The organism is Stenotrophomonas pictorum JCM 9942 (genome assembly GCF_001431585.1).
GTDB lineage: Bacteria > Pseudomonadota > Gammaproteobacteria > Xanthomonadales > Xanthomonadaceae > Stenotrophomonas > Stenotrophomonas pictorum.
The window spans coordinates 1-24,396 of record NZ_LLXS01000027.1; the positions used below are offsets into that span (position 1 = coordinate 1).

A 24,396-nucleotide genomic window follows, 5' to 3' on the forward strand; every position below is an offset into this window, starting at 1 on the left:
GCCAGATGCCGCGGATCGAACGGCTGGAGCGCTCGGTGGGCACCTTGCAGCTGCGCGCCACCCAGCGCCGCGCCGATCCCTATGGCGAGCGGCCGCCATCGCGCTGGAATCCGCTGGCGCGGCTGGCGATCAAACACAACCAGATCACCGCGCGCGTCACCCCCGGCGTCGACACCTGCAGCGTCACCCTGCTGTTCGAACCCGATGCCGGCGCCTGGCTGGACCTGCTGCTGCTCGATGAGGGCAGCAACTACGAGAACGCCGAGGCCGTCACCCAGGCGCTGAGCGGCAAGGTTGCCCGGCAGCGGCGCGAAGAACGCGAGCAGGCCGCGCGCACCGAGGCCGAGAAGGAACTCAGTGTCGCCCGCCTGAATCTGCTGCACGCGCAGGTGGAGCCGCACTTCCTCTACAACACCCTGGCCAACGCGCAGGTGCTCACCCGCAGCGATCCCGAACGCGCCGAGCAGATGCTCGGCCATCTGATCCAGTATCTGCGCAGCTCGCTGCCGGGCATCGACCAGTCGCTGTCCACGCTGGGCCAGGAGCTGGAACGGGTGCGGGCCTATCTGGAAATCCTGCGCATCCGCATGGGCGCCCGGCTGACCCTGCAGATCGATGTGCCCGACGCGCTGCACAACCTCACCCTGCCGTCGATGTCGCTGCAGACGCTGGTGGAGAACGCGATCAAGCACGGCCTGGAGCCGAAATCCGGCGGTGGCACGGTGTGGGTGCTGGCGCGCGAACTGGACGGCCGGCTGACCGTCACCGTGGCCGATGACGGCCAGGGTATGGCGACCGGCAGCACCGGCACCGGGATCGGCCTGAAGAACCTGCGTGAACGCCTGCGCGTGAGCTGCGGCGCCGATGCGTCATTGACCCTGGTGTCGAATTTCCCCAGCGGCATGGCCGCCACCATCAGCCTGCCGTGCCAGCATCTGGAACCGGCACCGGCACCGGCACCGGCACCGGCCGTCGCACCGCTCATCCCGGAGCTGCCGCATGCCTCTTGATGCGCTGATCGCCGAAGACGAGCCACTGCTGCGCCAGGCATTGCTGGACCAGCTGGCGCGCTTGTGGCCGGAGCTGGTCATCGTCGCCGCCTGCGAGGATGGGGCCGCGGCGCTGGAAGCACTGGAGACCCACCAGCCGGCGCTGGCATTTCTGGATATCCGCATGCCCGGGGTCAGCGGCATCGATGTGGCGCGCGCGCTGCAGAGCGTCAGTCCGCGCACCGAGGTGGTGTTCGTCACCGCCTACGACCAGTACGCGATCAGCGCCTTCGAGCAGGGCGCGGTCGATTACCTGCTCAAGCCGGTCAGCGATGAACGCCTGTTGGCCACCCGCCAGCGCGTGCTGGCCCGGCGCTCGGTGGGGGGCGCGGACCCGGTGGTTCTGGAACGCCTGCTGCAGCAGCTGGCCCGGCAACCGGCCACGCCGCCGAGCGCACCGCCGCTGGCGTGGATCACCGCCAGCAACGGCCGGGAAACGCGGCTGGTGATGCTCGATGAGGTGCTCTATTTCCGCGCCGACAACAAATACACCGTGGTGGTCACCGCCGATGCGGAACTGCTGCTGCGCAGCTCGTTGCGCGAGCTGGCCGCGGCACTGGATCCGAACGGCTTCCGCCAGGTGCACCGGGCCACCCTCGTCAACATGAAGGCGGTGGCGGCGGTGAGCCGCGAGGACAGCGGGCGCGGCGTGTTGCGGCTGAAGAACCGCAGCGAAACGCTGCTGGTCAGCCAGCCGTTCATGAGTCTGTTCCGTGGCATGTGAGGCCGCCCCCGTCCCAGGAGAATCGCCATGCTGTACCTGACCGTTCTGCTCGGCAGCCTGCTGTCGATGCTTGGCATCCACGAGCCCCCCGGGCAGACCTCGATCACCCGCCTCAGCGGTGAGCACGCGCTGCTCAGCCGTACCACGGTGATGGCCGGTGTCAGCCGTTTCCAATGCCTGCAAAGTGACAGCGGCCGCTGCGGCTACCGGCTCTACCACGAGCAATGCCAGGCCCGGGAGGGCGGGCAGGAATGCCGCCGCGAGCCCCTGGCCGACTTCACCCTGGTGGTGGGCAGCAGCCGCGAACTGCGCGATCTGCCCCGCGGCTTTGGCCAGCAGGTGCACATCCCCAAATGACATCGCCGCGCCAGTGCGCGGCGATGGGTAATGCGTGGAATGGAAGTGTCAGAACGCCGGTTGCAACCGCAGGCCGTCGTCACCGATGTGGTTGAGCTTGCCCACCAGTTCCGAATGCTGTCGCATGCGGCCCAGCTCGCGCATGATGCGCACGTCCTCATGGCGCAGTTCGCGCTTGGCGGTGACGGCCTGCTTGTAGTCCAGCACTTCCGGATAGTGCTGGGCCATTTCCAGCGCCTCGCCCACGTTCTCCACGCTGTCGGCGTCGGAACTGATGCGCGCGCGGCTGTTGAAGGCCTTCATCCAGCGCTCGAAGCCGGCGGTGTGATCGAACATGTTGGCCATGAACCAGATCACGAACAGGATCGATACCCACGAGCCGAACACGATCACCACGCGGGTGAAGGTGATATGGAAATCATCGCGCCACAGATAGTTGGTGATCAGCCCCAGAATCAACAGCGAGGCGGCCTGCCAGAGCACGATGGAGGCGATCAGCCACTGGCACTTGGCCTTGGCCAGCAGGGCGACTTCCTGGCGTATCTGTTCGTCGCTCAGGTTCTTCCAGTGCGCGACCTGCTTCTCGAACGGGCTGCGATACAGCTCGTTGTCCTGCAACAGCAATCCCAAACCTTTGAACAACGCGATCATGTTGAGCTCCTTGCAGTGACTTTCTGGAACGAGCGACGGATGCGACGTGAAGCGGTCAGGCGGCTTTAGTTCTAGCACTTTCCGCTTGCTTGGCAATGGGGGGCGCGCGAAGGCGTGCGCAGCGGCGCACGAGGACGGGAGCGGATTTTGCGGTGCGTCATCGCGCAAGTGGCGGAATGGAAAATTGAAACCGGCGGCGCATGCTGCATCTGCACACAGCGCTTCCGGCGGCTGTCGCGGCGCACCGGGTGGTGTCGATCATCGCGCATGACACCGGGGGATCTGCGACTTGCGCGACGGCAACGGTACGATAGGCGCCATGTCGCTCCTGTCCGAACGTGTTTCCTCCGCCGCCACCGCCCAGATCCGCCGCTGGGTGCTGGACGCCTTCCCGCGTGACCACAGTGGCGTGGCCTACGACGCGCCCGCCGGCGATCCGGGCTGGTTCGGCCCGGACAGCGTCACCTGGCGCATCCATTCGGAGTTTCCCGGCATGCTCGCCGGCGGCCTGTGCGCGTTGATGCTGCAGTTGCTGCATCCGCGCGCGCTGGCCGGGGTCTATGACCATTCCAATTTCCGTGAGGACCTGGTCGGGCGGCTGCGGCGGACCACCAGCTTTGTGGCCGGCACCAGTTACGCGCCGGTGGCGGAAGTGGAGACGCTGATCGAACGCGTTCGCCGGATCCATACGCAGGTGGCGGGCGTCCTGCCCGATGGCCGCCACTACCGCGCCGATGCGCCGGAGTTGCTGACCTGGGTACATGTGACCGAGGCTTACGGCTTCCTGGAAGGCTGTCGTCGCTATTGCCGGGAGATTCCGGCGGCCATCGCCGACCGCTACTACGACGAATACCGGCGCGTGGCCGAGGCGCTGGGCGCGCGCGAGGTGCCGGCCAGCCAGGCGCAGGTGCAGGCCTATTTCGCCCAGCAGCAGTCGCAGCTGCGGATGGACGACCGTTCGCGCGAGGTGCTGGAGGTGCTCAGCGAGGTGCGCCTGCCGGTGCCGCTGCCGGGGGTCTCGCGCGACCTGTTCCTGTCGGCCGGCGCGGCCCTGCTCCCGGAGTGGGCCACGCAGCTGCTCGGACGCAGCCGTGGCCAGCAGCTGCAATCCATTGTCGCCGCGCGGGTGCTGCGCAGCGTGGCACCGTTGTTCCGGATCGCCTTGAGCGACGGCATTTCCACGCGCGCGTGCCGCCGGGTGGGAGCCGATCCGGCGCTGCTGCTGCGCTGGCCGGAATAGCAGGGCCTGGTCCTTGCGCACCCGCAACAGAACGGGCGCTCCTGGGCGCCCGTTCTGTTTTCCGCGCCGCGCGCCGCCTGTATCCGCAGCGGCAGCGCCGGTAGTCCGGATCCGCCCCGGCACCATACGGCTGCCGGTCGGGCACTTGACCGTTGCAGGTAACGGCAAACCTGCCGGAAATTGCCTGTCGACTCTTCACGCGGGCGGTTGTTGTGCGGCATGCTGTGAAGGAAACGTTGCGATGGTGGCCGGGGGGCGGCGCGCAACGTTGAAAACCGTTTCTGCACGCGCACTCAACCGGTCCGTGCCGGGCGGATTTTCTGTCGCGTTCTCTGAAGACGAACCTCGCCCATGCGTGCAGCACGTGTACTGATGTCGGACAGGCACCTGTGAACCGGATCTTCGCCCATCCACTGCGAAGGATCGGCGGTATCGGAAGCGTGGCGGCGATCGTGCTGGCCCTCGTGCTGGCGCTGTTGCTGTGGAATGACCGCAGCAACCGGTTGCAGGCCGCGCAGCGGCAGAGCATGGCCATCGCCACCGGCACCGATCGCCTGCTGCGCTCGGAGCTGTCCACGTTCGAACGGACGCTGCGCGGCACCGCCAACTATGCGCGCGACTATTTCTGGCTGGCTCCCGAGGAAGCGCCGGCGCTGCTGGAGTCGGCCATCGCCGGGGTGCTGGTACGCAATCCGGATCTGGCCACCATCACCCTGGTGGATGGCCAGGGCCGGGCGTTGTCGGGCGGGAACGGCGATCCGGGGTTCAGCCGTTGGGTCAATCCGGCGCACCGTGTGCTCAGGGGCGAGCTGTACCTGGGCAGGATGGAACGCGGACCGGACGGATCACGGCTGGTGCAGCTGGCCATTCCGGTACAGCCGGGGCAATGGCTGCTGGCGCAGGTCCGGCTGGCGGCGTTCCAGCGGATCGTTACTGGCCTGGATACCGGCCGCATGGGCGTGGTGTCCATCGGCAACCGCGATGGCCAGCTGCTGGCCCACAGTCTGGACCCGTCGCTGGTGGAGCGCACGCTGCCGCGGCCGATGCGGATCTTCCCACCCGAGGACAAGGTGAGGGCCCGCGGCGTGGCCAACAGTCCGGTCGATGGCCTATCCCGGATTGGCGCGATCAGCGCGCCGCGCGATTATCCGCTGATCGTGTTCGCCGGCTTGTCCTACGACGAGGTGATGGGGCCGTGGTACACCGCGCTGTATGCGGCCATCGGCCTGTACGTGCTGTACGTGGTCGGACTGCTGTACCTGATCCATATCCGCCGGCGCAGCCTGCGGCGGCAGGCGCGGCTGACCGAGGAGCTGCGCGCCGGCGCCGCCGAGCTGGCCCTGGCCCACCAGGTCGGCAAGGTAGGGACCTGGTCGATCAGCGGTGATGGCGGCACCCTGCGCTGGTCGGCGCAGACCCAGCAGCTGTTTGGCTTGTCGACCCGGCAATCGACCTTGCCGGCACTGTATGCACGCGTGCATGCCGAAGACCGTCCCACGTTGCGGGCCGAGCTGCAGGCGGCACTGGCCAACGGTGGCGTGGTGAACGCGCTGTTCCGCCTGGTGCTGCGCGACGGCTCCACGCGCTGGCTGTCGGCGCGCGGGGAAATGGTCAACGAGCACCGCCGCAAACGCATGACCGGTGCGGTGGTGGATGTGACCGAACGCGTGCACAGCCAGTTGCGCGCGCAGGAAGCCGAGCGCCAGTTCCGGCTGGTGTTCGATCGCAATCCGGCGCCGTTCTGGATTTTCGACCTCCATACCCTGCGCTTCCTGGAAGTGAACCAGGCCGCGGTGCGGCAGTACGGCTACAGCCGCGACGAATTCCTTGGCATGACGATCCTGGACATCCGCCCGGCGGAGTACCGCGAGGAGACGGTCGCGTTCATCCGGGAGCTGGCCGACGGGCTGCGTCCGGCCGAGGGGGTGTTCATCCACCGGCGCAAGGACGGCAGTCTGTTCGAAGTGATCGGGCACAGCGCGCGGCTGGAGTTCGATGGCAAACCCGCGCTGCTGGTGCTGGCCGAGGACGCCAGCCAGCGGCTGGCCTACGAACGCGATCTGGCCTATCGCGCCAGCCACCATGCCGGCACCGGCCTGCTGACGGTGCGGGCGCTGGCCGACCGTCTGGACGCCGCTGGCAGCGGCTACACGGTGGTCCACGTGCAGCTGCGCGGGATCCAGATGGTGGCCGATACGCTGGGCCAAGACGCAGGCGAGCAGGTGCTGCAGGCCATGGCGACGCGGCTGGGGGCGCTGGCGGCCGGCTATGGCCTGCTGGCCCATCAGCCGGCCGAGGATTTCGTGCTGGCCATCGCCGCCGGGCACGAGGTCCAGCAGGTCCTGGACGCGTTGCTGGCGGCGGTGTCCGAACCGGTGCGCGGGCGCGATTCGCGCCACCAGCTGGAACCGCGGCTGGGCGTGGCGCGCTGTCCTGACGATGGGGAAATGGCCGAACAGGTATTGGGCCGGGCGGCGCAGGCGGCCCATGCCGCGCGCGAGAATGGCACGGTGCTGGCGCGTTTCGATGCCAGTATCGCCGCCCGTTACACCGAACGCCTGCAGCTGGCCGGGCGGATCCACACCGCCATCGACCAGGGCGAGTTCGAGCTGCACTTCCAGCCGATCTATCACGCCGCCGATCGCAGTCCGGCCGCGCTGGAGGCGCTGCTGCGCTGGCCGCAGGCCGATGGCAGCTTCATTGCGCCGGGCGATTTCATCCGTCTGTGCGAGGACACCGGGCTGATCGTCGCGCTGGGCCGCTGGGTGATCCATGCCGCGGCGCGCGCGCAACGCCAGCTGGCCGACCAGGGCTGGGGCGGGCTGCCGATCGCGGTGAACATCTCGGCGGTGCAGTTGTTCAACAGCGATCTGGTGGCCGAATTCAGCCGTGCCACCGAGGCCTGGGACCTGCCCCCCGGGGCGTTGCAGCTGGAACTGACCGAAAGCGCGGTGATGCGCAACCCGGCGCAGGCGCTGCAGACGCTGCAGGCGTTGAAGGAAAACGGTATCGGTGCGGCACTGGATGATTTCGGCACCGGCTTTTCCAGCATGTCCTACCTGCAGCACCTGCCACTGGACTCGCTGAAGATCGACCGCGACTTCGTCTGCGATGTGGAGCGCAACCCGCGCAACGCGGCGATCTGCCGGGCGCTGCTGTCGCTGGGCCACAGCATGGGCCTGAACGTGATCGCCGAGGGCGTGGAGAGCGAAGGCCAGCTGGCGTGGCTGGCCGCGCACGGCTGCGACCAGGTGCAGGGTTACCTGCTGGGTCGCCCGATGCCGCTGGAGGCGGTGCGGGTGGCGCTGGACCAGCACCGCTCAGTCTGAGGCGGCCGTTTCCCCGCCGAGGCACTCGACCAGATAGTCGATGAAGCTTCGCACCTTCGGCGCCAGGTGGCTGCGGCTGGCATAGACCGCATGGATGCCGACCGAGGGCACTTCCCAGTCGGCCAGCACCGGCACCAGGCGACCGTCGGCCAGCGCCTCGCCGACGATGAAATCCGGCTGGGCGATGATGCCCATGCCGGCGATGGCCGCCTCGCGCAGTACCTCGCCGTTGTTGGCGCGCATGCGTGGCACCAGCGCGATGCCCACTTCGCTCTGCCCGCGCTGCAGTGTCCAGCTGTCGCCGCCGGCCGAGTAGGTGTAGGACAGGCAATCGTGCCCGGCCAGCTCCTGCGGGGTGGCCGGGGCGCCGCGTCGGGCCAGATAGGATGGCGCCGCGCACAGCGTGATCCGCGCCTGCGCCAGCCGCCGGGCGATCAGCGAGGGCGCCGGCTGGCGGGTGATGCGGATGGCCAGATCGAAACCTTCCTCGACCATGTCCACCAGCCGGTCGGACAGCTGCAGGTCCAGTTCCACCTGCGGATACCGCGCGCTGTAGCCGGGCAGCAGCGACGCCAGGCGGGCGATGCCATAGCTGACCGGGGCATTGATCCGCAGCCGGCCGGAGGGCTGCAGCGCCTGCGCGCCGACCGAGGCTTCCAGTTCGTCGAATTCGGCCAGCAGCTGCACGCAGCGCTGGTAGTAGGCCGCGCCGGTGCTGGTGGGGCTGACGCGCCGGGTGGTGCGGTTGAGCAGGCGTGCGGACAGGCGCTTTTCCAGCGCGGCGATCTGCCGGGTGACGGCGGCGGTGGACAGGTCCAGCGCCTCGGCCGCGGCGCTGAAACCGTTGCGCTCGACCACGGCGACAAACACCCGCATCGCATCGATCGTGTCCACTGTTTCCACTTCCGCAATAAAACGTTGCCGTCGAGGTTATTTGTTGCGTGCAATCTGCGCAATAAGCTGGCGGCTGTCCTCTTCCGTCAAGGAGCCCGCCGTGGCCGAGCATCTGCCCTCGCTCTACATTTCGCATGGTTCGCCGATGACCGCGCTCGAACCGGGACAGGTCGGGCCGCGGCTGGCCGAACTGGCCGCCGGCCTGCCGCGCCCGCGCGCGATCGTGATGGCCTCGGCGCACTGGCTGGGCCGCGCGCCGATGGTCTCGGCCGCCGCGCAGCCGGAAACCCTTCACGATTTCGGCGGCTTTCCCGCCGCGCTGTACCAGCTGCAGTATCCGGCGCCGGGGGCCCCGGAGTTGGCCCGGCAGGTGGCCGCGCGTCTGGCCGATGCCGGGTTGCCGGCGGTGCTGGACTCGCAGCGCGGCCTGGACCACGGCGCCTGGGTGCCGCTGCGCTATCTGTATCCGCAGGCCGACATCCCGGTGCTGCAGGTGTCGATCCAGCCGGGGCTGGGGCCGCGCCACCAGTTCGACATGGGCCGGGCGCTGGCGCCGCTGCGCGAGCAGGGCGTGCTGCTGGTCGGCTCGGGCAGCATTACCCACAACCTGCACGACTGGCGCAACTACGATCAGGCCCGGGAAGCGCCGTACGTGCGCCCGTTCATCGGCTGGATCGAGCAGAAGCTGCAGGCCAACGACCTGCCGGCGTTGTTCGACTACCGCCGGCAGGCGCCGTCCGCCGTGCAGGCCCATCCCACCGACGAGCACCTGCTGCCGCTGTATTTCGCCATGGGTGCGGCCGGCACCGACCAGCTCGGCGCGCAGCGCATCGATGCCGGCATCGACCTGGGGTTTCTGGCGATGGACATCTACCGCTTCGACGGCGCGAGCTGATCGAAGGCGGTGCGATGGCACCGCTTCACGCCGCGCGCATCGGCATCCCGGCACGCCTGTGGTAGTTTTCCAGCGGTATTTTTCCGTCGCTGCCCGCGCCGGCAGCGCGCTGTCGTGGTGGTGATTCCCTGGAACGGGCATGCACACGATCGAAGTCGTCCTGGCGATGCTGGTGGCCGTTGTCGCCAGCGGCTATCTGGTAAGAATCCTTCCCTTTTCGCTGCCGCTGCCGCTGGTGCAGATCGGGCTGGGCGCGCTGATTGCCGGGGTGTTCAAGCGCGGTCATGCGCTGGACCCGGAGATGTTCTTCCTGCTGTTCCTGCCGCCGCTGCTGTTCCTGGACGGCTGGCGTATTCCCAAACACGGCCTGTTCCGCGACAAGGGCGCGATCCTGGAGCTGGCGTTTGGCCTGGTGGTGTTCACCGTGCTCGGCGCCGGGCTGCTGATCCACTGGTTGATCCCGGCGATGCCACTGGCGGTGGCCTTCGCGCTGGCGGCGATTCTCTCGCCGACCGATCCGGTCGCGGTCGGGGCGATCGCCTCGCGGGTGCCGATGCCCAAACGGCTGATGCACATCCTGGAAGGCGAGTCGCTGCTCAACGACGCCTCGGGCCTGGTCTGCTTCAGTTTCGCGGTGGCCGCGGTGATGACCGGCAGCTTCTCGCTGGCGCAGGCCTCGCTGACCTTCCTGTGGGTGGCGCTGGCCGGCCTGGCGATCGGCGTGGGGGTGACGTACGGGGTATCCACCTTCCAGCGCTGGCTGTGGCGCAGCTTCGGCGAGGAGCCGGGCGCGGCGCTGCTGCTCAACCTGCTGATTCCGTTCGCCGCCTACCTGCTGGCCGAGGAGTTCAAGGCCTCGGGCATCCTGGCCGCGGTCGCCGCCGGCATCACCATGAGCTATGTCGAGCTGACCGGCCGCATCAGTGGCAGCATGCGGGTGCAGCGCGCGGCGGTCTGGAACACCGTGCAGTTCAGCTTCAACGGCATCATCTTCGTGCTGCTGGGCGAGCAGCTGCCGGGCATTGTCGAACGCGCGGTCGATACCATGGCCACCAGCGGCCAGCGCAACCCGTGGTGGCTGCTGGTGTACGTGCTGGCGATCAACATCATGCTGGTGCTGCTGCGACTGGCGTGGGTGTGGCTGTCGCTGCGCTGGAACCTGCTCCGGGCGCGCTGGCGCGGCGAGCAGGGCACGCGCATGCCGTGGCGGGTGGTGCTGGCGATGTCGGTGGCCGGTGTGCGGGGTGCCATCACCCTGGCCGGCGTGCTGACGCTGCCGCTGATGGTGCCTGGCGGTGAGCCGTTCCCGGCGCGCGATCTGGTGATCTTCCTGGCGGCGGCGGTGATCCTGGTGTCGCTGGTCGCGGCCAGCCTGGTGCTGCCGCGGCTGCTCACCGGGCTGGAACTGCCCAAGGACGAGGACAGCCGGCGCGAAGAGGACATCGCGCGCAAGGCGTCGTCCCGGGCGGCGCTGGCGGCGGTGGAGAAAGCCCGGCAGCAGCTCGGAGAGGGCCAGAGCACCGGCAGCGTGCAGCTCTACAACGATGCCGCGGCGCGGGTGAGCCTGCTGTACCAGCGCAATCTGGACAAGGGCCAGAGCCCGGACGAGGACCCGGAGAAGGTCAAACGCATGGAGCAGGCCTATCGCAGCCTGCGCGCGGCCGGTCTGAATGCCGAGCGCGAGGAGCTGTTCCGGTTGACCCGGCGCGGGCAGATCTCCGACGAGGTCGCGCGCAAGCTGATCCGCAACCTGGACCTGCTGGAGAGCCGGCAGCGCGATTGACGCTGCCGGCGGTGATGCTTACGGCTGCGGCAGCTGCAGGAAATACGGCTCCACCGTGCCCTTGATCTTCAGCGTCATCGGGTTGCCGCGGCGGTCGCGGGCCTTGCCGGCCTGCACGCGGATCCAGCCTTCGCTGACCGAGTATTCCTCCACGTCATCGCGCTCGATGCCGTTGAAGCGGACGCCAACGCCGCGCTGCAGGGCGGCGGCATCGTGGAACGGGCTCTGCGGATTGACCGCCAGGTGATCGGGAGGGGTATCGCTCATCTTCATCATCGGTTGAAGGCCAACGTGGCCGTCTTCTGCCGCACAGGATACCTGCCGCTGCGCCCGAGCCTGAAACGCCGTGCTTCCCCGACGCCGGTGCTGCGGTCAGAATGGCGCGCCCGCCCGCAGCCAGAACAACCGCCATGCCCGACAACAGCGACTATTTCGATTTCGAGGAAAACCCCCACGACTTCGACGAGGACGACTTCGAGGCGCGGGTGTGGAACCTGCTGGTGCTGATCAACCCCGGCGACGAGGAACTGGCGCTGCAGCAGTTCAACCGCTGGCGCGAGCTGCTGGCCGAGCGCGGCGAACCGCTGGAGCCGGACAGTGACTGGCTGCCGCCGCTGTTTGCGGCCATCGGCTGGCAATCGGGTTTCGAGGTCGAGCGCGAGGATCTGGACTCGGTGATGGCCGCGGTCAGCGAGCTGGCCGCGCGCTGGAACCTGCAGCTGGACTGGGGCGGCGATCTGGATGACGAGGATTTCGCCGACCATGTCGATGGCGTGCAGCTGCTGTCCATCGCCTTCGATCGCCTGCGCGAACACGGCTACACGCTGTGGAGCGTGGATGCGGGCAGCGAGGGTTTCACCGGCTGGATGGCGCTGACCCGCGACGATGACGCGATGCTGGCGCTGTGCTCGCTGCTGAACGTGGAAGTGCGGCTGGGCAGCGATCCATTCTGATTCCGCTTTCCCCGAGGTTCGGACGCGGCCGCTGGCTGTTTCCGGCCACCCGGCTGTCGCTCACCCGGCGCTGTACTGCGCCCGCGCGTTGGCGATGACCTGGCGCATCAGGGCGCGGTCGCGATGCCGGGAAATGGCGACCGCGCCGAGCGCGACGGCCCGGGCGTGCAGCGGCGCCGGTATGTCGTAGTGCGCCCCGCTGGGACGGTTCTGGAAGGCGCGGCGGGGAATCCCGAGCTGCTGCGCCAGCGCATGCAGCTCGGGCAGGGTGTCGGCCATCAGATGCGCCCAGCGCTCGCCGCGCCAGGGATGTACCGCATCGTCGATATAGACCGTCACCGGTAGCCTGCGGCTCAGCCCTGCGGCTTGTCGCCGGTGTCGGCTTCAGCAGCCGGTGCGGCTTCGGCGTCGGTGCTGTCAGCCACGTCGGCGTCTTCGGCAGCCATTTCCTCGTCGCCGCTTTCGAACTCGGCCACCAGCGCGGCCAGATAGTCGTCGGCGGTCTTGCCTTCGTCGGTGGCCAGATCGTTGATCATCGCCTCCAGCTGCGGGGAGTACTCCAGGCTGACCTTGCGGCCTTCCTTCTCCTGCACGTTGGCCAGGTGCTTGAGCATGGCCAGCATCGGCACCGGGTTGTCGGCGTTGCCCATGGTCTGGCCACCGATGGCCAGCAGCCATTCGTTGCCCTGCAGACCGATGGCGGCCACCACCTGGCCTTCTTCATTCATCAGCACGGCGTGGTTTTCCACCGGCTGCTGGGCGTTCAGGCGGGCGAACGGGCGGCGCGGGGCCTGCTTCTTGCGCTGGTCGCGCTTGGCTTTGGACTGCTTGGACATGATGCTCGGGCTATGGGAAAACAGCGCCCATTGTAGGCCTCAGTCGGCGACGGTGACCGGATCGGCGTTGCCGCCCGCAGCCGCGGCGGCCAGTGCCGGCAGCGGCAAGGTGTCGGTTTCATTCAGGGCGGCGGCCTCGGCATCCCTGGTCATCACCACGATGCTGATCCGGCGGTTGATCGGGTTCTGCGGGTTGGTTTTGTCGAACAGCACCGAGGAGGACAGCCCGACCACGCGCGCGACCTTGGCCTCGTCCATGCCGCCTTCCAGCAGCGTGCGCCGCGCGGCGTTGGCGCGGTCGGCGCTCAGTTCCCAGTTGCTGTAGCCCAGCTGGGTCGAATAGGCGGTGGTGTCGGTGTGGCCGGTCAGGCTGATGCGGTTGGGCACCTGGGAGATGAAGTGCGACAGCTCCAGCAGGATCGCCCGGGTGTAGGGCATCAGCCGCGCGCTGCCCAGATCGAACATCGGCCGGTTCTGCTGGTCCACGATCTGGATGCGCAGGCCCTCCGGGGTGATATCCAGCAGCAGCTGATCCTTGAACGGCTCCAGCGCCTGGCTCTTGCTGATGGCTTCCTGCAGTTCCTGTCTGAGCGCTTCCAGCCGTTGTTTCTCGCGCTCGCGTTCCTGTACCGGAGTTGGCACGGCTTGCTGCTGGTTCTGGAACGGGTCGCTGCTGTTGCCGCGCGAGATGTCGGTGGCGCCCCCCAGTTTGATCATCGAGGTGCTGGCACCGCCCGGACCGGCCATGCCCGGGGCCGGCGTGGCGCTGCTGCCGGCCAGCGGGCTGGGATTGCGGAAATACTCGGAGATCGCCGCGCGCTCGGGTTTGCTGGTGGCGGCCATCAGCCACAGCACCAGGAAGAAGGCCATCATCGCGGTGACGAAGTCGGCGTAGGCCACCTTCCAAGAACCGCCGTGGTGGCCGCCGTGTTTGACCTTCTTGACCCGGCGGATGATCACCGTGGGTTTGGTTTCGCTCATGACCGGCGCCTTACTTGACCGACTTCAGTTGCTGCTCGAATTCGTTGAAGCCCGGGCGCAGCGCCGAGGGCACCGTCTTGCGCGCGAACTCCAGGGCGATCTTCGGGTTGTAGCCGCGCAGACACGCCAGCAGCGCGGTCTTGACCGATTCGTAGATGCGCGCGTCCTGCTCGGCGCGGGCTTCCACCGCCGCGGCCAGCGGGCCGACAAAGCCATAGCCGAGCAGGATGCCGAGGAACGTGCCGACCAGCGCGCCGGCGACATGGCCACCGACTTCCTTGATGTCGCCGCCGATCGAGCCCATGGTGATGACGATGCCCAGCACCGCGGCGACGATGCCGAAACCGGGCAGTCCGTCGGCGACCTTGTTGAGCACCGCGGCCGGCGCCAGCGACTCCTCGTGGTGCTTTTCCAGCTCCAGTTCCAGCAGCGCCTCCAGTTCGTGCGGCTCGATATTGGAGCCGATCATCAGCCGCAGGCAGTCGGTCATGAAGGCCATCAGGTGGTGATCGGCCTGGATCTTCGGGTAGCTGGCGAACACCGGGCTCTCGCCGGGGTTCTCCACGTGCTCCTCCAGCGCCATGAAGCCCTCTTTGCGTGCCTTGTTGAGCAGTTCGTAGACCAGGCTGAGCACGTCCAGATAATCCTGGCGCTGGTACTGCGGGCCTTTGAAGGTGCCCACCACCGCGGCCAGGGTCTGTTTGACCAGCTTGAGCGGGGTGCCGATCAGGAACGCGCCCAGTGCCGCGCCGCCGATGATCACCAGTTCATAGGGCTGCCACAGCGCGCCCAGGCGCCCGTGCGCGCCAAGATAGCCGCCCAGTACGCTGAGGATGACGACGAGCAGACCAACGATGATGAGCATGGGGCAGGCACAAGGAGGGAATCTCCCGTTGTCGGCCTGGCGCGCCAGAACTGAAGTGTGAACTCAGTCGGCGGGCATCGCTTCGGCGCCGCCGCGGCCCAGCGGGTTGGGATATCGCTCGCCGTGGCCGGCGAAGCCCAGCGATACCGAGTTCAGGCAGTGCCGCTCGAAGGTGGGCGGCGGACCATCCGGGAAGACATGCCCCAGATGGCTGTCGCAGCGGGCGCAGACGATTTCCGTGCGCACCATTCCGTGGCTGGTGTCGCGGATCTGCCGCACATGCGCCGGATCGAACGGGGCGAAGAAACTGGGCCAGCCGGTGCCGGAGTCGAACTTGGTGCTGGAGCGGAACAGCGGCAGCCCGCACAGCCGGCAGCAGTAGACGCCCGCCCGCTTGTTGTCCAGGAATACGCCGCAGAACGGGGCCTCGGTGCCGTGGTGCAGCAGCACGCGCGCCTCGTCCGGGCTCAGCCCGGCGATCAGGGTGGCGCGTTGCGCGGCGTCCGGAGGTGTGAGGTCGAAAGCGGTCATGGTTGGGGTCCGATGGGGCGAGGACCCATGGTAGGTGCGTGCGGGGATCGGACCAAGCCGCCGCGTTCATCGCTGCGCCAGCCGTTCGGGTGCATGCTCGAACCGATACATAAAGGGAGGCCCCCATGACCAGGTTTGCCCGCATTGTGCTGTTGCTGGCCGGCGGCCTGCCGCTGGCGGCGCAGGCGCAGCTAAAACCGGCGCCGTCGCCCACCGCCACCCGTGCGGTCAGTTTGCCGCCACCGTCCCGGCCGCAGGCAGACGACAACCGCCCGGCGGCCGAAAACGCCCCTGTGCGCGAGCGCCTGCAGCAGCGGGTGTCGCCCGCCAAACCGGCGGTGCCGACCCGGCCGGCGGCACCGGCCGTCGCCCGTCCGGTCTATGACCGCAACGGCCAGCCGCTCAACGGCATGCAGCCGGCCGGTCCGAACCGGGTGATCGATACCCGCACCGGGCGCTACTACGACACCGTGCCCAGCGGCACCGGTGAGCGGGTGGTGCCGCCGCCCAGCGCCGCGCGCGGCAACTGAGCCGCGGCCGCGCTCATTCGCTGATCGGCAGGCACAGGGTTTCCTTGACTTCCTCCATCACGATGTAGCTCTTGGATTCGCGGACATGCGGCAGGGTCAGCAGGGTGCTGCCCAGCAGCTTGCGGTAGGAGGCCATCTCGTTGATGCGGGCCTTGAGCAGGTAGTCGAAGTCACCGGACATCAGATGGCACTCCAGCACGTTGGGCAGCTTCAGCGCCGCGCGGCGGAACTCCTCGAAGATGTCGCCGGATTTGTAGGCCAGGCTGATTTCCACGAACACCAGCAGTCCGGCTTTCACCGAAGACGGATCCAGCCGCGCGTAGTAGCCGGTGATCACGCCTTCGCGTTCCAGCCGCCGCACCCGCTCGGTGCAGGGCGTGGTTGACAGGCCCACGCGCTCGCCCAGCTCGGTGAAGGAAATGCGTCCTTCCTGCTGCAGGATGCGCAGGATCTTGCGGTCGATCTTGTCCAGTTCGCGGCTGCGGGTGGCCATGGCGGCTCTGCTTTTGATGAACGAAACGGGAAATTAGCCTGATTTTTCCGGTCAATACAGAAAAAACAACTGGCTTGGCCTGAATATACTGCGCCGTTCCTAGTCCCTGCTGTCCTCTGTGCAGGGAATCATGTGGTCCGGAGAAAGAAAATGCGTGTTCTGGTGCTCGGCAGCGGTGTGATCGGCACGACCAGTGCCTGGTATCTGCGGCAGGCCGGCTTTGAGGTCACCGTGGTCGACCGGCAGCCGGCGCCGGCGCTGGAAACCAGCTTCGCCAACGCCGGCCAGCTGTCCTTCGGCTACACCTCGCCGTGGGCCGCGCCCGGGGTGCCGTTCAAGGCGATCAAGTGGCTGTTCGAAGAACATGCGCCACTGGCGATCCGCCCGACCGGCGATCTGAACCAGTACCGCTGGCTGTGGCAGATGCTGCGCAACTGCACCTCGGCCCGTTACGCGGTGAACAAGGCGCGCATGGTGCGCGTATCCGACTACAGCCGCGACTGCATCAACGAGCTGCGTGCGGCCACCGGTATCGACTACGAGGGGCGCCAGCTGGGTACCACCCAGCTGTTCCGCACCCAGCAGCAGCTGGATGCCGCCGCGCAGGACATCGAGGTGCTGCGCCAGTACGGCGTGCCGTATGAAGTGCTCGACCGCCAGGGCATCGCCCGCGTCGAACCGGCGCTGGCCGGCAAAACCGGCATGCTGGTCGGCGCACTGCGCCTGCCCGAGGACCAGACCGGCGATTGCCAGCTGTTCACCGACAAGCTGGCCGCGCTGGCCGCCGGGAACGGCGTGGAGTTCCGCTTCGACCAGACCATCAGCGCCATCCATGCCGACGGCGACCGCATCACCGGAGTGCGCATCAACGGCCAGCTGGAAACCGCCGACCACTACGTGCTGGCGCTGGGCAGTTACTCGCCCCAGCTGCTCGCGCCGCTGGGCCTGCAGCTGCCGGTGTATCCGCTGAAGGGCTACTCGCTGACCCTGCCCATTACCAACGCGGCGATGGCACCGAACTCGACCATCCTCGACGAAAGCTACAAGATCGCCGTCACCCGTTTTCAGGACCGCATCCGTGTCGGTGGCATGGCCGAAGCGTCCGGTTTCGACCTGTCGCTGGAGCCGCGCCGGCGCGCCACGCTGGAGAAGGTGGTCAAGGATCTGTATCCGGAGGGCGGCGACCTGTCGCGCGCCGAATTCTGGACCGGCCTGCGTCCGGCCACCCCGGACGGCACGCCGGTGATTGGCGCCACGCCGTATCGCAACCTGTTCCTCAATACCGGCCACGGCACGCTGGGCTGGACCATGGCCGCCGGCTCCGGCCGTTATCTGGCCGACCTGATGGGCGGCAAGACGCCCCAGATCAGCAGCGAAGGCCTTGATATCTTCCGCTACGGCAAGGGACGGCACTGATGCGTCCGGCACAGGCACTGATCGACCTGGACGCGCTGCGCCACAACTACCGCCTGGCCAGGCAATTGGGCGGCGGCAAGGCGCTGGCCATCATCAAGGCCGATGCCTATGGCCATGGTGCGGTGGCCTGCGCGCGCGCGCTGCAGGACGAGGCCGACGGCTTTGGCGTGGCCTGCATCGAAGAGGCGCTGGAGCTGCGCCAGGCCGGCATCCGAGGTCCGATCCTGCTGATGGAAGGCTTCTTCGATGCGGCCGAACTGCCGCTGATCGTCGAGCACGATTTCTGGACGGTCGTGTCCTCACGCTGGCAGCTCGAAGCGGTGGAGGCGTTCCAGACCGGTGCCAGGCTGCATATCTGGCTCAAGCTGGACAGCGGCATGCACCGGCTGGGTCTGTCGCCGGAAGAGTTCCGCGACGCGCATGCCCGCCTGAGCGCACTGCCGCAGGTCGGCCCGCTGGTGCTGATGACCCACCTGGCGCGTGCCGATGAACTGGACAGCAACCGCACCCGGGAGCAGCTCGATATCTTCGTTCGTGCGACAGAAGGTTTGGCCGGTGAAACCAGCCTGTGCAATTCGCCGGCGCTGCTGGGCTGGCCGCAGGTGCGCAGCGATTGGGTACGCCCGGGCCTGATGCTGTATGGCGCCGACCCGCTGTATCCGCAGCCCAGTCCGCACGCCGCGCAGCTGCGCCCGGTGATGACACTGCAGTCGCGGGTGATCGCGGTGCGCGAACTGGGTGTGGGGGAGCCGCTGGGCTATGGCGCGCGCTTTGTCGCTGAGCGGCCGACACGAGTAGGTGTGGTGGCGATGGGGTATGCCGATGGCTATCCGCAGTTCGCCCCCAATGGCACGCCGGTGCTGATCGAAGGCGTGCCGGGGCACCTGATCGGCCGCGTGTCGATGGACATGCTGACCGTGGATCTGACCGATCACCCGCAGGCCGGCCACGGCAGCCTCGTGCAGCTGTGGGGCAGCGCGCCGACCATCGCCGAACTGGCGCCGCGTTGCAACACCAGTGCCTACCGGCTGCCGTGCAGCCTCAAACGCACACCGCGCGTCTATCTGTCCGAGTAACGAAAAGGGCCGCAGTGCGGCCCTTTTCTGTGGGGGAACCACGGCATCCGCAGTAGCGGCGTGCCGCCTGCGAGGCGGCCGGCCGCTTACCGTCCGGCCGCCGTGTCCTGGCGGAACTCGCGGCGCAGCCAGTCGTTGAGCATCCGCTTCTCATAGCGCAGCGGGTCGGTGTCACTGGGCATGCTGCTGTTGAGCAGGTACGCGGTGTCCACCAGCTTGCGCTCGCCCTGGGCGATCACTTGGCCATTGGCGTCGGTGAGGGTGAACTGCAGGGTGATCCGCGGCGGATAGATGTCGCGCATGATCCGCACATCGTCCAGTCGCGGGCCGCGCCACGGCTCGTAGTCGCCGGCACGTTTGATGTCGGTGAAAGTGACGTCCAGTTGCTGTCCCGCCGGCAACTGTTTGTCGGCCTGCTTGCGCAGGTACCCGGCCAGCTGCGTCACCCAGTCGCCTCGTTCGGCATCCCAGCGGTTGCGGCTCTGGCGCAGTTCGGTGAACTGGGCCGGATCGGTCCACTGCACCTGTACCCGGCCTTCGGCGGGCAGCGCCCGCGGTGCGTCGGGCGCGGTGATGGTGCGGGGACCGGCATGGACAGTGCCCGCAGCCAGAATGCAGGCCAGTGCCACTCGGGCAAGGGTCGAAGTTTTCATGGAAATCTCCGTAGGTATAGCGTGTCTGGAGTGTGGGGCCTGCCTGGGCGCGGAACAATGCTGGTCGTGGCGCGCACGCGCGGAAGTTGCGCGGGATTCATCATCACGTTGTGTCGATAGGCCGGTGCCCAGACTGGCGCTGCTCCCGTTTGCTCCGTCTGTCCTTCCGCCGCCGGTGACATGCTCCCTTCTCCGAATCCGCCACGTCTTCCGCTGGTGCCCGTTGCCGATGCGGACCTGGAAAACTCCCTGCTCTATCAGGAGTTGATCGAAGCGGTAGGCACGGGTTTCTGCGTGGTCGAGATGGTGTTCAGCGACGGGGTGCCGGTGGACTTCATCTATCGTCGGGTGAATGCCGCGTTCGAGCGCATCACCGGCTTGCACCAGGTCACCGGTCGGCGCGCCCGCGAGCTGGTCCCCAGCCTGGAGGACTACTGGTTCCGCGTGTTCGGTCGTGTGGTCGAAGAGGGCGTGACGGTGCAGTTCGAGCGCGAGGTGCCCGCGCTGGGACGCTGGTATTCGGTGGAAGCGGTGCGCCTGGGCGCCGAAGGGCAGCGCCGGCTTGGCGTGCTGTTTTTCGATATTTCCCGGCGCAGGCAGGTTGAAACCGAGCTGGCCGAGAGCGAGGCGCGCTTCAGCGCACTGGCCGACGGCCTGCCGATGCCGGTGTGGGTGGTCGATGACCTGGGCCAGCTGCGCTTCATCAACAACGCCTTCTCCACGTTTTTCGGTACCGCCAGCAACCACGTTTTTGGCGCGCGCTGGTGGCAGGGGCTGCTGCATCCGGACGAGCTGGCGCCATTTGAATACGAACTGCGCACCGCGCTGGCCGAAGAGCGTGCCTTGCACCTGAACGTACGCGTGCAGCGCCATGATGGGCAATGGCGCTGGCTGGAGATGAACGCGGTGCCGCGCTTTTCCCCGGACGGACGCTTCATCGGCCTGGCCGGCAACAGTCCGGATATCACCGAGCGGCGTGAAATCGATAGGGCGCGCGAGGAACTGCTGGCGGCCGAGCGCACCGCCCGCAACGCCGCTGAAAGCACCACGCGGCTGAAGGATGAATTCCTGGCCACGCTGTCGCACGAGCTGCGCACGCCCCTGACCACGATTCTGGGCTGGAGCGAGCTGCTGCTGCAGCGCATGCCGGCCGAGCATCCGATGCGCCGTGGCCTGGAGGTGATCGCCAGCAGTGCGCTGGCGCAGAAGAGTCTGATGTCGGACATGCTCGACCTGAGCAGCATGCTGCTGGGCAAGGTGCAGCTGGAGGTGGAGGTGCTGGATCTGGCCGCGCAGGTGCGTGAAGCGGTCCAGGCGCAGGCGCTGGTGGCCGAGGGCAAGGCGCAGACGCTGCTGGTGAAGGTGCCTAAGATGCGCTGTCCGGTGCTGGGCGACGCCACCCGGTTGCAGCAGGTGCTGTGGAACCTGCTGTCCAACGCGATCAAGTTCACCCCGGTGGAGGGGCGGGTGGAAGTGGCGGTGCTGCAGGCACCGGGACACTTCGTGGTCGAGGTGCGCGACAACGGGGACGGCATCGCCCCGGAGTTTCTGGAGCACCTGTTCGGCCGCTTCCGTCAGGCCGATGGCACGACCACCCGTCGCCATGGCGGGCTGGGATTGGGGCTGGCCATCGTCCAGCAGCTGACCGAACTGCATGGCGGCAGCGTTTCGGCGGCCAGCGGCGGGGCCGGCCAGGGCGCGGTATTCCGGGTGCGGCTGCCCGCACACCGCGCCGACGCCAGCCATCGGCCACGTCGCAGGGTGCAGCGTGGGCCGATCGGCGAGGACGTGATCGCGCAGCTGCCGCTGCAGGGAATGCGGCTGCTGGCGGTGGAGGATCAGCCGGATGTGCTGGCCAATATCCACCGGGTGCTGGAAGAGCAGGGGGCGTCGGTGATCACCGCCAGTTCCGCGGCCGAGGCGCTGGAGCTGCTGGACCGGCGTGGGCACACCGCCTTCGATCTGCTGCTCAGCGACATCGGCATGCCGGGTATGGATGGCTACGGTCTGGTGCGCACGCTGCGCGAGACGATGGGCGTCTCAGGCCGTGAACTGCCGGCGGTGGCGGTCACCGCGCTGGCGCGGGAGGATGACCGCCGCCGTGCGTTCGCGGCCGGTTTCCAGGCGCATGTGGCCAAGCCGTACAGTCTGGCCCAGCTGGTCGGGGCGATCCGCGACGCCAGGCTGCGCCACTGAAAGCTTTGCGCGGATTTCACATGAGCTGTGGGTAGTGTGATCCCCGTCACCGAGGACGCTGCCATGGCTCTCTACGCGCCCCACGTCTATTCCGACCCGATGCGGATCGCCCTGCTGGAAACACTGCTGGGTGAACTGGGCGACCGCACCCGGGTCGTTCTGGTGTTGCAGGACGGCATCCAGCTGGCGGGCACGGTGACCACGCGGCCGGCGCTGCAGCACTTTGTCGATCACAACGACCAGCCGGGTGTGAACGCCACCGTGCGGCTGGATGACCTGGGACGCTTCTCGCAGCAGCATGTGGTGTGGCTGGACAGCATCCGCGAGGTACGGCGGATGCCCGGCGAAAGCGCCTGAAGGGCCGGTTTCGGGGCGGACGGCTAGAATGGGCGGCCCTGTTCTTTTTGCCGGTTCGCAATGGCTGCCCAGCACGACGCTCCTCTGGAAACCCTCTTTCTTCCGTTTGCCGCGGGTAACCTGCGTTGGCCGCAGGGGCCGGTCCTGTTCCTGCGTGCGCGCGACGGTTGGCCGTTGCGTGAACATGCCGCCAGTGACCAGCTGGTCTGCGAACAGAGCTTCCGCCCGTTTGCCGCGGCGCTGGAGCGCAGTGGCTGGCAGGTACGTGACGAGGCCCAGGTACAGGGCGATGCCACCCGCTATGCGGCGGTGCTGGTATTGCCGCCGCGGCAGCGTGACGAGGCCCGCGCACTGTTTGCCCGCGCCGTGGCCCTGCTCGCCCCCGGTGGCATCGTGGTGGCCTGCCAGTCCAACAACGAAGGCGCCCGCTCGGGTGAAAGCGACCTGCAGCAGCTGGCCGGACTCGGCGGCAAGCTGACCAAGAACCACTGCCGTGCCTACTGGACCGCGCCGGCCGACGGCAGTCACGACGAGGCGCTGCGCAAGCGTTGGGCGGCGCTGGATGCACCGCGCACCATTGTCGATGGCCGCTTCCACAGCCGTCCGGGCGTGTTCGCCTGGGACCGGATCGATCCGGCCTCGGCGCTGCTGGTGGAGCAGCTGCCGGCGGATCTGGCCGGTCACGGCGCCGATCTGGGCGCCGGCTGGGGTTACCTGTCGGCCGAGGTGCTGGCGCGCTGCCCGAAGGTGAGCGCGCTGGATCTGTACGAGGCCGAGGCGCGCGCGCTGGCGCTGGCGCGGACCAATCTGGCTGCCGCCGGCGAGCGCGCCAAGCTGGGTTTCCGCTGGCACGATGTGACCGCCGGCATCGAGGGCCGCTACGACTTCGTCGTTTCCAACCCGCCGTTCCATACTCCGGCGCGCGAGGACCGGCCGGACATCGGCCAGCGCTTCATCGCCGTGGCCGCGCAGGCGCTGCGCCCGGGCGGCAAGCTGTTCATGGTCGCCAACCGGCACCTGCCGTACGAGCAGATCCTCAATGACAGTTTCGGCAAAGTGCATGTGGCCGCCGAACGCGACGGGTTCAAGGTCATCGTCGGCACCCGTGGAGGCCGCGCATGAAGCTGGTCAAGCACATCGCCAACCTGGGCTATGGCAGCCGCAAGCAGGTGCAGGGCATGTTCCGCGAAGGCCGCATCACCGACGCCGACGGCGAGGTGCTGTATGCCGACGACAAGGTTGAGCACGACCGCATCCGTGTGGATGGCGAACCGCTGGATCCGCCGCCGGGGCTGACCATCGCGTTGCACAAGCCGGCCGGCTATACCTGTTCGACCAAGGACATCGGCCGGCTGGTCTATGACCTGCTGCCGGACCGTTTCCGCGACCGCTCGCCGCTGCTCTCGCCGGTGGGGCGGCTGGACCGCGAGACCAGCGGACTGCTGCTGATGACCGATGACGGTGCGCTGCTGCACCGGATCGTGTCGCCCAAGTCGAAGCTGGACAAGGTCTACGAAGCGCAGCTGGCGCAGGACCTCCGCGGCGACGAGGGGGCACGCTTTGCCAGTGGCGAGCTGCTGCTGGAATCGGACGACAAGCCGCTGCTGCCGGCCGCGCTGGAGGTGCTGGGGCCGCGCCACGCCCGGCTGACCCTGCACGAAGGCCGCTACCACCAGGTGCGGCGCATGTTCGCCGCGGTCGGCAACCATGTGCAGTCGTTGCATCGCAGCCGCGTCGGCGGTCTGGGCCTGGACGGTCTGGACGAGGGGCAGTGGCGGCAGCTGGATGCGGCCGATCTGGCGCGGTTGTTCGGGAATCACGGCTGATGCAGCCGGCCGCACTGTCCGCGCGCCCGCATGCGGTGATCTTCGACATGGATGGCCTGATGCTGGACAGCGAGCGCGCGCTGCTGGACTGTCTGCAGCACACCGCGCACGCGCACGGGTACCAGGTGCCGCGCAGTCTGCTGCTGTCGCTGATCGGCTCCTCCGATGCGGCCTCGCGCCAGCGTCTGGGCGAGGTCCTGGGCCTGGAGCGCACTGATGCACTGCTGGCCGCCTCCTACGCGCGCTACGACGGCATCGTCGAGGCCGGGGTGCCGCACCGGCCGGGCATCATCGAGCTGCTCGAGCTGCTGGTCGAACACCAGCTGCCGCGCGCGGTGGCCACCGCCACGCGCCAGCCGCTGGCCTCGCGCAAACTCGAAGCGGCCGGGCTGCTGCGTTATTTCGATGCCGTGGCCACCAGTTCCGAGGTGGCCCACTCCAAACCGGCGCCGGACATCTACCTGCTGGCGGCGCACAGACTGGGGGTTGATCCGGCCCATTGCCTGGCGCTGGAGGATTCACCGACCGGCGTGCGCGCCGCGCTCGCGGCCGGCATGACCACCGTGCAGGTACCGGATCTGCTGGCGCCGGATGAGCAGGTGCGGGCGCTGGGGCATCGCATCGTCGGCTCGCTGCATGAAGTGCGGCAGCAGCTGCTGCCCTGGCTGGGGGCCGCGCCGGTGCTGCAGGCTGAGTGACCCGGCAGGCGCCACCCCGACAGCGGCGGCGCGACCGTTTCCGGCCCGCGCCGTTTCAACCAC

The 24,396-nt window shown here is 68.1% G+C and carries 26 protein-coding genes; 16 read left to right on the plus strand and 10 right to left on the minus strand.

What is annotated here, in order from left to right; genetic code table 11:
• The 3 genes from ARC78_RS09665 to ARC78_RS09675 all read left to right on the plus strand — a co-directional run.
• Nucleotides 1–1,010 (plus strand): sensor histidine kinase (locus ARC78_RS09665; RefSeq protein ID WP_145974312.1); only part of this gene is annotated, 1,010 nt, incomplete at its 5' end.
• On the plus strand, nucleotides 1,000–1,773 hold the full coding sequence (locus ARC78_RS09670; RefSeq protein ID WP_057506198.1) for a LytR/AlgR family response regulator transcription factor: 774 nt from the start codon (nucleotides 1,000–1,002) through the stop codon (nucleotides 1,771–1,773). The genes ARC78_RS09665 and ARC78_RS09670, both read left to right, overlap by 11 nt.
• A 27-nt stretch (nucleotides 1,774–1,800) precedes the next feature.
• Nucleotides 1,801–2,130 carry a hypothetical protein gene (locus tag ARC78_RS09675; protein ID WP_054660479.1) on the plus strand — a complete coding sequence of 110 codons (330 nt, stop codon included), beginning with the start codon at nucleotides 1,801–1,803 and terminating at the stop codon, nucleotides 2,128–2,130.
• Nucleotides 2,131–2,178: 48 nt separating this feature from the next.
• On the opposite strand, the gene ARC78_RS09680 is transcribed toward ARC78_RS09675, so the two are convergent.
• Entirely contained in the window at nucleotides 2,179–2,781 is a 603-nt protein-coding gene (locus ARC78_RS09680; protein ID WP_054660481.1) for a hypothetical protein, read from the minus strand.
• Nucleotides 2,782–3,100: 319 nt separating this feature from the next.
• Here ARC78_RS09680 and ARC78_RS09685 point away from each other — a divergent pair, with 319 nt between their 5' ends.
• A complete protein-coding gene (locus tag ARC78_RS09685) occupies nucleotides 3,101–4,021 on the plus strand; it encodes an oxygenase MpaB family protein (RefSeq protein WP_057506199.1) in 921 nt (306 codons plus the stop codon).
• A 389-nt stretch (nucleotides 4,022–4,410) separates the two neighbouring features.
• On the plus strand, nucleotides 4,411–7,350 hold the full coding sequence (locus ARC78_RS09690; protein ID WP_241772717.1) for a bifunctional diguanylate cyclase/phosphodiesterase: 2,940 nt from the start codon (nucleotides 4,411–4,413) through the stop codon (nucleotides 7,348–7,350).
• On the opposite strand, the gene ARC78_RS09695 is transcribed toward ARC78_RS09690, so the two are convergent.
• On the minus strand, nucleotides 7,342–8,244 hold the full coding sequence (locus ARC78_RS09695; RefSeq protein WP_057506200.1) for a LysR family transcriptional regulator: 903 nt from the start codon (nucleotides 8,242–8,244) through the stop codon (nucleotides 7,342–7,344). The genes ARC78_RS09690 and ARC78_RS09695 overlap by 9 nt on opposite strands.
• 145 nt (nucleotides 8,245–8,389) lie before the next feature.
• Between ARC78_RS09695 and ARC78_RS09700 the strand changes: the two genes are divergently transcribed.
• Together ARC78_RS09700 and ARC78_RS09705 are read left to right on the plus strand one after the other, a co-directional pair.
• The gene (locus tag ARC78_RS09700; protein WP_057506216.1) at nucleotides 8,390–9,139 is read left to right on the plus strand and encodes a DODA-type extradiol aromatic ring-opening family dioxygenase; all 750 of its coding nucleotides are present in this window, start codon (nucleotides 8,390–8,392) and stop codon (nucleotides 9,137–9,139) included.
• 139 nt (nucleotides 9,140–9,278) lie between these two features.
• Nucleotides 9,279–10,922: a Na+/H+ antiporter gene (locus ARC78_RS09705; protein WP_057506201.1), complete on the plus strand. Its 1,644-nt coding sequence runs from the start codon at nucleotides 9,279–9,281 to the stop codon at nucleotides 10,920–10,922.
• Nucleotides 10,923–10,940: 18 nt separating this feature from the next.
• Here the strand turns inward: ARC78_RS09705 and ARC78_RS09710 are convergent, their stop codons facing one another.
• On the minus strand, nucleotides 10,941–11,189 hold the full coding sequence (locus ARC78_RS09710) for a DUF3297 family protein (RefSeq protein ID WP_054660762.1): 249 nt from the start codon (nucleotides 11,187–11,189) through the stop codon (nucleotides 10,941–10,943).
• A gap of 143 nt (nucleotides 11,190–11,332) precedes the next feature.
• Here ARC78_RS09710 and ARC78_RS09715 point away from each other — a divergent pair, with 143 nt between their 5' ends.
• Nucleotides 11,333–11,875 (plus strand): DUF6630 family protein, encoded by a 543-nt coding sequence (locus tag ARC78_RS09715; RefSeq protein WP_054660758.1) that lies wholly within the window; start codon nucleotides 11,333–11,335, stop codon nucleotides 11,873–11,875.
• Nucleotides 11,876–11,935: 60 nt separating this feature from the next.
• Here the strand turns inward: ARC78_RS09715 and ARC78_RS09720 are convergent, their stop codons facing one another.
• The 5 genes from ARC78_RS09720 to msrB form a co-directional block, all read right to left on the minus strand.
• A complete protein-coding gene (locus ARC78_RS09720; RefSeq protein ID WP_057506202.1) occupies nucleotides 11,936–12,214 on the minus strand; it encodes a DUF4031 domain-containing protein in 279 nt (92 codons plus the stop codon).
• 14 nt (nucleotides 12,215–12,228) lie between these two features.
• Nucleotides 12,229–12,711 carry a hypothetical protein gene (locus tag ARC78_RS09725; RefSeq protein WP_054660098.1) on the minus strand — a complete coding sequence of 161 codons (483 nt, stop codon included), beginning with the start codon at nucleotides 12,709–12,711 and terminating at the stop codon, nucleotides 12,229–12,231.
• A 39-nt stretch (nucleotides 12,712–12,750) separates the two neighbouring features.
• Nucleotides 12,751–13,692, minus strand: a complete 942-nt coding sequence (gene motB, locus ARC78_RS09730) for a flagellar motor protein MotB (RefSeq protein WP_083468538.1) — start codon at nucleotides 13,690–13,692, stop codon at nucleotides 12,751–12,753.
• 10 nt (nucleotides 13,693–13,702) lie between these two features.
• A complete protein-coding gene (gene motA, locus ARC78_RS09735) occupies nucleotides 13,703–14,557 on the minus strand; it encodes a flagellar motor stator protein MotA (RefSeq protein WP_054660096.1) in 855 nt (284 codons plus the stop codon).
• A 63-nt stretch (nucleotides 14,558–14,620) separates the two neighbouring features.
• Entirely contained in the window at nucleotides 14,621–15,088 is a 468-nt protein-coding gene (msrB, locus tag ARC78_RS09740; RefSeq protein ID WP_054660094.1) for a peptide-methionine (R)-S-oxide reductase MsrB, read from the minus strand.
• A 125-nt stretch (nucleotides 15,089–15,213) separates the two neighbouring features.
• On the opposite strand from msrB, the gene ARC78_RS09745 reads away from it, so the two are divergent.
• The gene (locus ARC78_RS09745; RefSeq protein WP_057506203.1) at nucleotides 15,214–15,618 is read left to right on the plus strand and encodes a hypothetical protein; all 405 of its coding nucleotides are present in this window, start codon (nucleotides 15,214–15,216) and stop codon (nucleotides 15,616–15,618) included.
• Between the two features lie 13 nt (nucleotides 15,619–15,631).
• Here the strand turns inward: ARC78_RS09745 and ARC78_RS09750 are convergent, their stop codons facing one another.
• Nucleotides 15,632–16,111: a winged helix-turn-helix transcriptional regulator gene (locus ARC78_RS09750; protein WP_054659526.1), complete on the minus strand. Its 480-nt coding sequence runs from the start codon at nucleotides 16,109–16,111 to the stop codon at nucleotides 15,632–15,634.
• 150 nt (nucleotides 16,112–16,261) lie between these two features.
• On the opposite strand from ARC78_RS09750, the gene ARC78_RS09755 reads away from it, so the two are divergent.
• Nucleotides 16,262–17,527: a D-amino acid dehydrogenase gene (locus ARC78_RS09755; RefSeq protein WP_057506204.1), complete on the plus strand. Its 1,266-nt coding sequence runs from the start codon at nucleotides 16,262–16,264 to the stop codon at nucleotides 17,525–17,527.
• Nucleotides 17,527–18,603: an alanine racemase gene (gene alr / locus ARC78_RS09760; protein ID WP_054659524.1), complete on the plus strand. Its 1,077-nt coding sequence runs from the start codon at nucleotides 17,527–17,529 to the stop codon at nucleotides 18,601–18,603. Before ARC78_RS09755 ends, alr begins: the two co-directional genes overlap by 1 nt.
• A gap of 86 nt (nucleotides 18,604–18,689) precedes the next feature.
• On the opposite strand, the gene ARC78_RS09765 is transcribed toward alr, so the two are convergent.
• The gene (locus ARC78_RS09765) at nucleotides 18,690–19,256 is read right to left on the minus strand and encodes a DUF3016 domain-containing protein (protein ID WP_054659522.1); all 567 of its coding nucleotides are present in this window, start codon (nucleotides 19,254–19,256) and stop codon (nucleotides 18,690–18,692) included.
• A 180-nt stretch (nucleotides 19,257–19,436) separates the two neighbouring features.
• Between ARC78_RS09765 and ARC78_RS09770 the strand changes: the two genes are divergently transcribed.
• The 5 genes from ARC78_RS09770 (at nucleotide 19,437) to ARC78_RS09790 (ending at nucleotide 24,333) form a co-directional block, all read left to right on the plus strand.
• The gene (locus ARC78_RS09770) at nucleotides 19,437–21,452 is read left to right on the plus strand and encodes a hybrid sensor histidine kinase/response regulator (RefSeq protein ID WP_057506205.1); all 2,016 of its coding nucleotides are present in this window, start codon (nucleotides 19,437–19,439) and stop codon (nucleotides 21,450–21,452) included.
• A 63-nt stretch (nucleotides 21,453–21,515) separates the two neighbouring features.
• Complete coding sequence (locus tag ARC78_RS09775; RefSeq protein WP_054660734.1) at nucleotides 21,516–21,809, plus strand: DUF3247 family protein; 294 nt, start codon at nucleotides 21,516–21,518, stop codon at nucleotides 21,807–21,809.
• A 60-nt stretch (nucleotides 21,810–21,869) separates the two neighbouring features.
• Nucleotides 21,870–22,931: a class I SAM-dependent methyltransferase gene (locus tag ARC78_RS09780; RefSeq protein WP_057506206.1), complete on the plus strand. Its 1,062-nt coding sequence runs from the start codon at nucleotides 21,870–21,872 to the stop codon at nucleotides 22,929–22,931.
• On the plus strand, nucleotides 22,928–23,635 hold the full coding sequence (locus ARC78_RS09785; protein ID WP_054660700.1) for a pseudouridine synthase: 708 nt from the start codon (nucleotides 22,928–22,930) through the stop codon (nucleotides 23,633–23,635). The genes ARC78_RS09780 and ARC78_RS09785 overlap by 4 nt, the downstream gene beginning before the upstream one ends.
• Nucleotides 23,635–24,333 carry an HAD family hydrolase gene (locus tag ARC78_RS09790; protein WP_057506207.1) on the plus strand — a complete coding sequence of 233 codons (699 nt, stop codon included), beginning with the start codon at nucleotides 23,635–23,637 and terminating at the stop codon, nucleotides 24,331–24,333. The genes ARC78_RS09785 and ARC78_RS09790 overlap by 1 nt, the downstream gene beginning before the upstream one ends.
• Nucleotides 24,334–24,396: the final 63 nt, after the last annotated feature.

Coding starts and splice junctions, on each gene's coding strand:
- motA (WP_054660096.1), bottom strand. CDS start 14,557: ATGCTCATCATCGTTGGTCTGCTCGTCGTCATCCTCAGCGTACTGGGC.
- ARC78_RS09790 (WP_057506207.1), top strand. CDS start 23,635: ATGCAGCCGGCCGCACTGTCCGCGCGCCCGCATGCGGTGATCTTCGAC.
- ARC78_RS09680 (WP_054660481.1), bottom strand. CDS start 2,781: ATGATCGCGTTGTTCAAAGGTTTGGGATTGCTGTTGCAGGACAACGAG.
- ARC78_RS09715 (WP_054660758.1), top strand. CDS start 11,333: ATGCCCGACAACAGCGACTATTTCGATTTCGAGGAAAACCCCCACGAC.
- ARC78_RS09780 (WP_057506206.1), top strand. CDS start 21,870: ATGGCTGCCCAGCACGACGCTCCTCTGGAAACCCTCTTTCTTCCGTTT.
- ARC78_RS09755 (WP_057506204.1), top strand. CDS start 16,262: ATGCGTGTTCTGGTGCTCGGCAGCGGTGTGATCGGCACGACCAGTGCC.
- msrB (WP_054660094.1), bottom strand. CDS start 15,088: ATGACCGCTTTCGACCTCACACCTCCGGACGCCGCGCAACGCGCCACC.
- ARC78_RS09710 (WP_054660762.1), bottom strand. CDS start 11,189: ATGAGCGATACCCCTCCCGATCACCTGGCGGTCAATCCGCAGAGCCCG.
- ARC78_RS09770 (WP_057506205.1), top strand. CDS start 19,437: ATGCTCCCTTCTCCGAATCCGCCACGTCTTCCGCTGGTGCCCGTTGCC.
- ARC78_RS09675 (WP_054660479.1), top strand. CDS start 1,801: ATGCTGTACCTGACCGTTCTGCTCGGCAGCCTGCTGTCGATGCTTGGC.
- motB (WP_083468538.1), bottom strand. CDS start 13,692: ATGAGCGAAACCAAACCCACGGTGATCATCCGCCGGGTCAAGAAGGTC.
- ARC78_RS09670 (WP_057506198.1), top strand. CDS start 1,000: ATGCCTCTTGATGCGCTGATCGCCGAAGACGAGCCACTGCTGCGCCAG.
- ARC78_RS09705 (WP_057506201.1), top strand. CDS start 9,279: ATGCACACGATCGAAGTCGTCCTGGCGATGCTGGTGGCCGTTGTCGCC.
- ARC78_RS09775 (WP_054660734.1), top strand. CDS start 21,516: ATGGCTCTCTACGCGCCCCACGTCTATTCCGACCCGATGCGGATCGCC.
- ARC78_RS09765 (WP_054659522.1), bottom strand. CDS start 19,256: ATGAAAACTTCGACCCTTGCCCGAGTGGCACTGGCCTGCATTCTGGCT.
- ARC78_RS09685 (WP_057506199.1), top strand. CDS start 3,101: ATGTCGCTCCTGTCCGAACGTGTTTCCTCCGCCGCCACCGCCCAGATC.
- ARC78_RS09725 (WP_054660098.1), bottom strand. CDS start 12,711: ATGTCCAAGCAGTCCAAAGCCAAGCGCGACCAGCGCAAGAAGCAGGCC.
- alr (WP_054659524.1), top strand. CDS start 17,527: ATGCGTCCGGCACAGGCACTGATCGACCTGGACGCGCTGCGCCACAAC.
- ARC78_RS09785 (WP_054660700.1), top strand. CDS start 22,928: ATGAAGCTGGTCAAGCACATCGCCAACCTGGGCTATGGCAGCCGCAAG.
- ARC78_RS09700 (WP_057506216.1), top strand. CDS start 8,390: ATGACCGCGCTCGAACCGGGACAGGTCGGGCCGCGGCTGGCCGAACTG.
- ARC78_RS09750 (WP_054659526.1), bottom strand. CDS start 16,111: ATGGCCACCCGCAGCCGCGAACTGGACAAGATCGACCGCAAGATCCTG.
- ARC78_RS09745 (WP_057506203.1), top strand. CDS start 15,214: ATGACCAGGTTTGCCCGCATTGTGCTGTTGCTGGCCGGCGGCCTGCCG.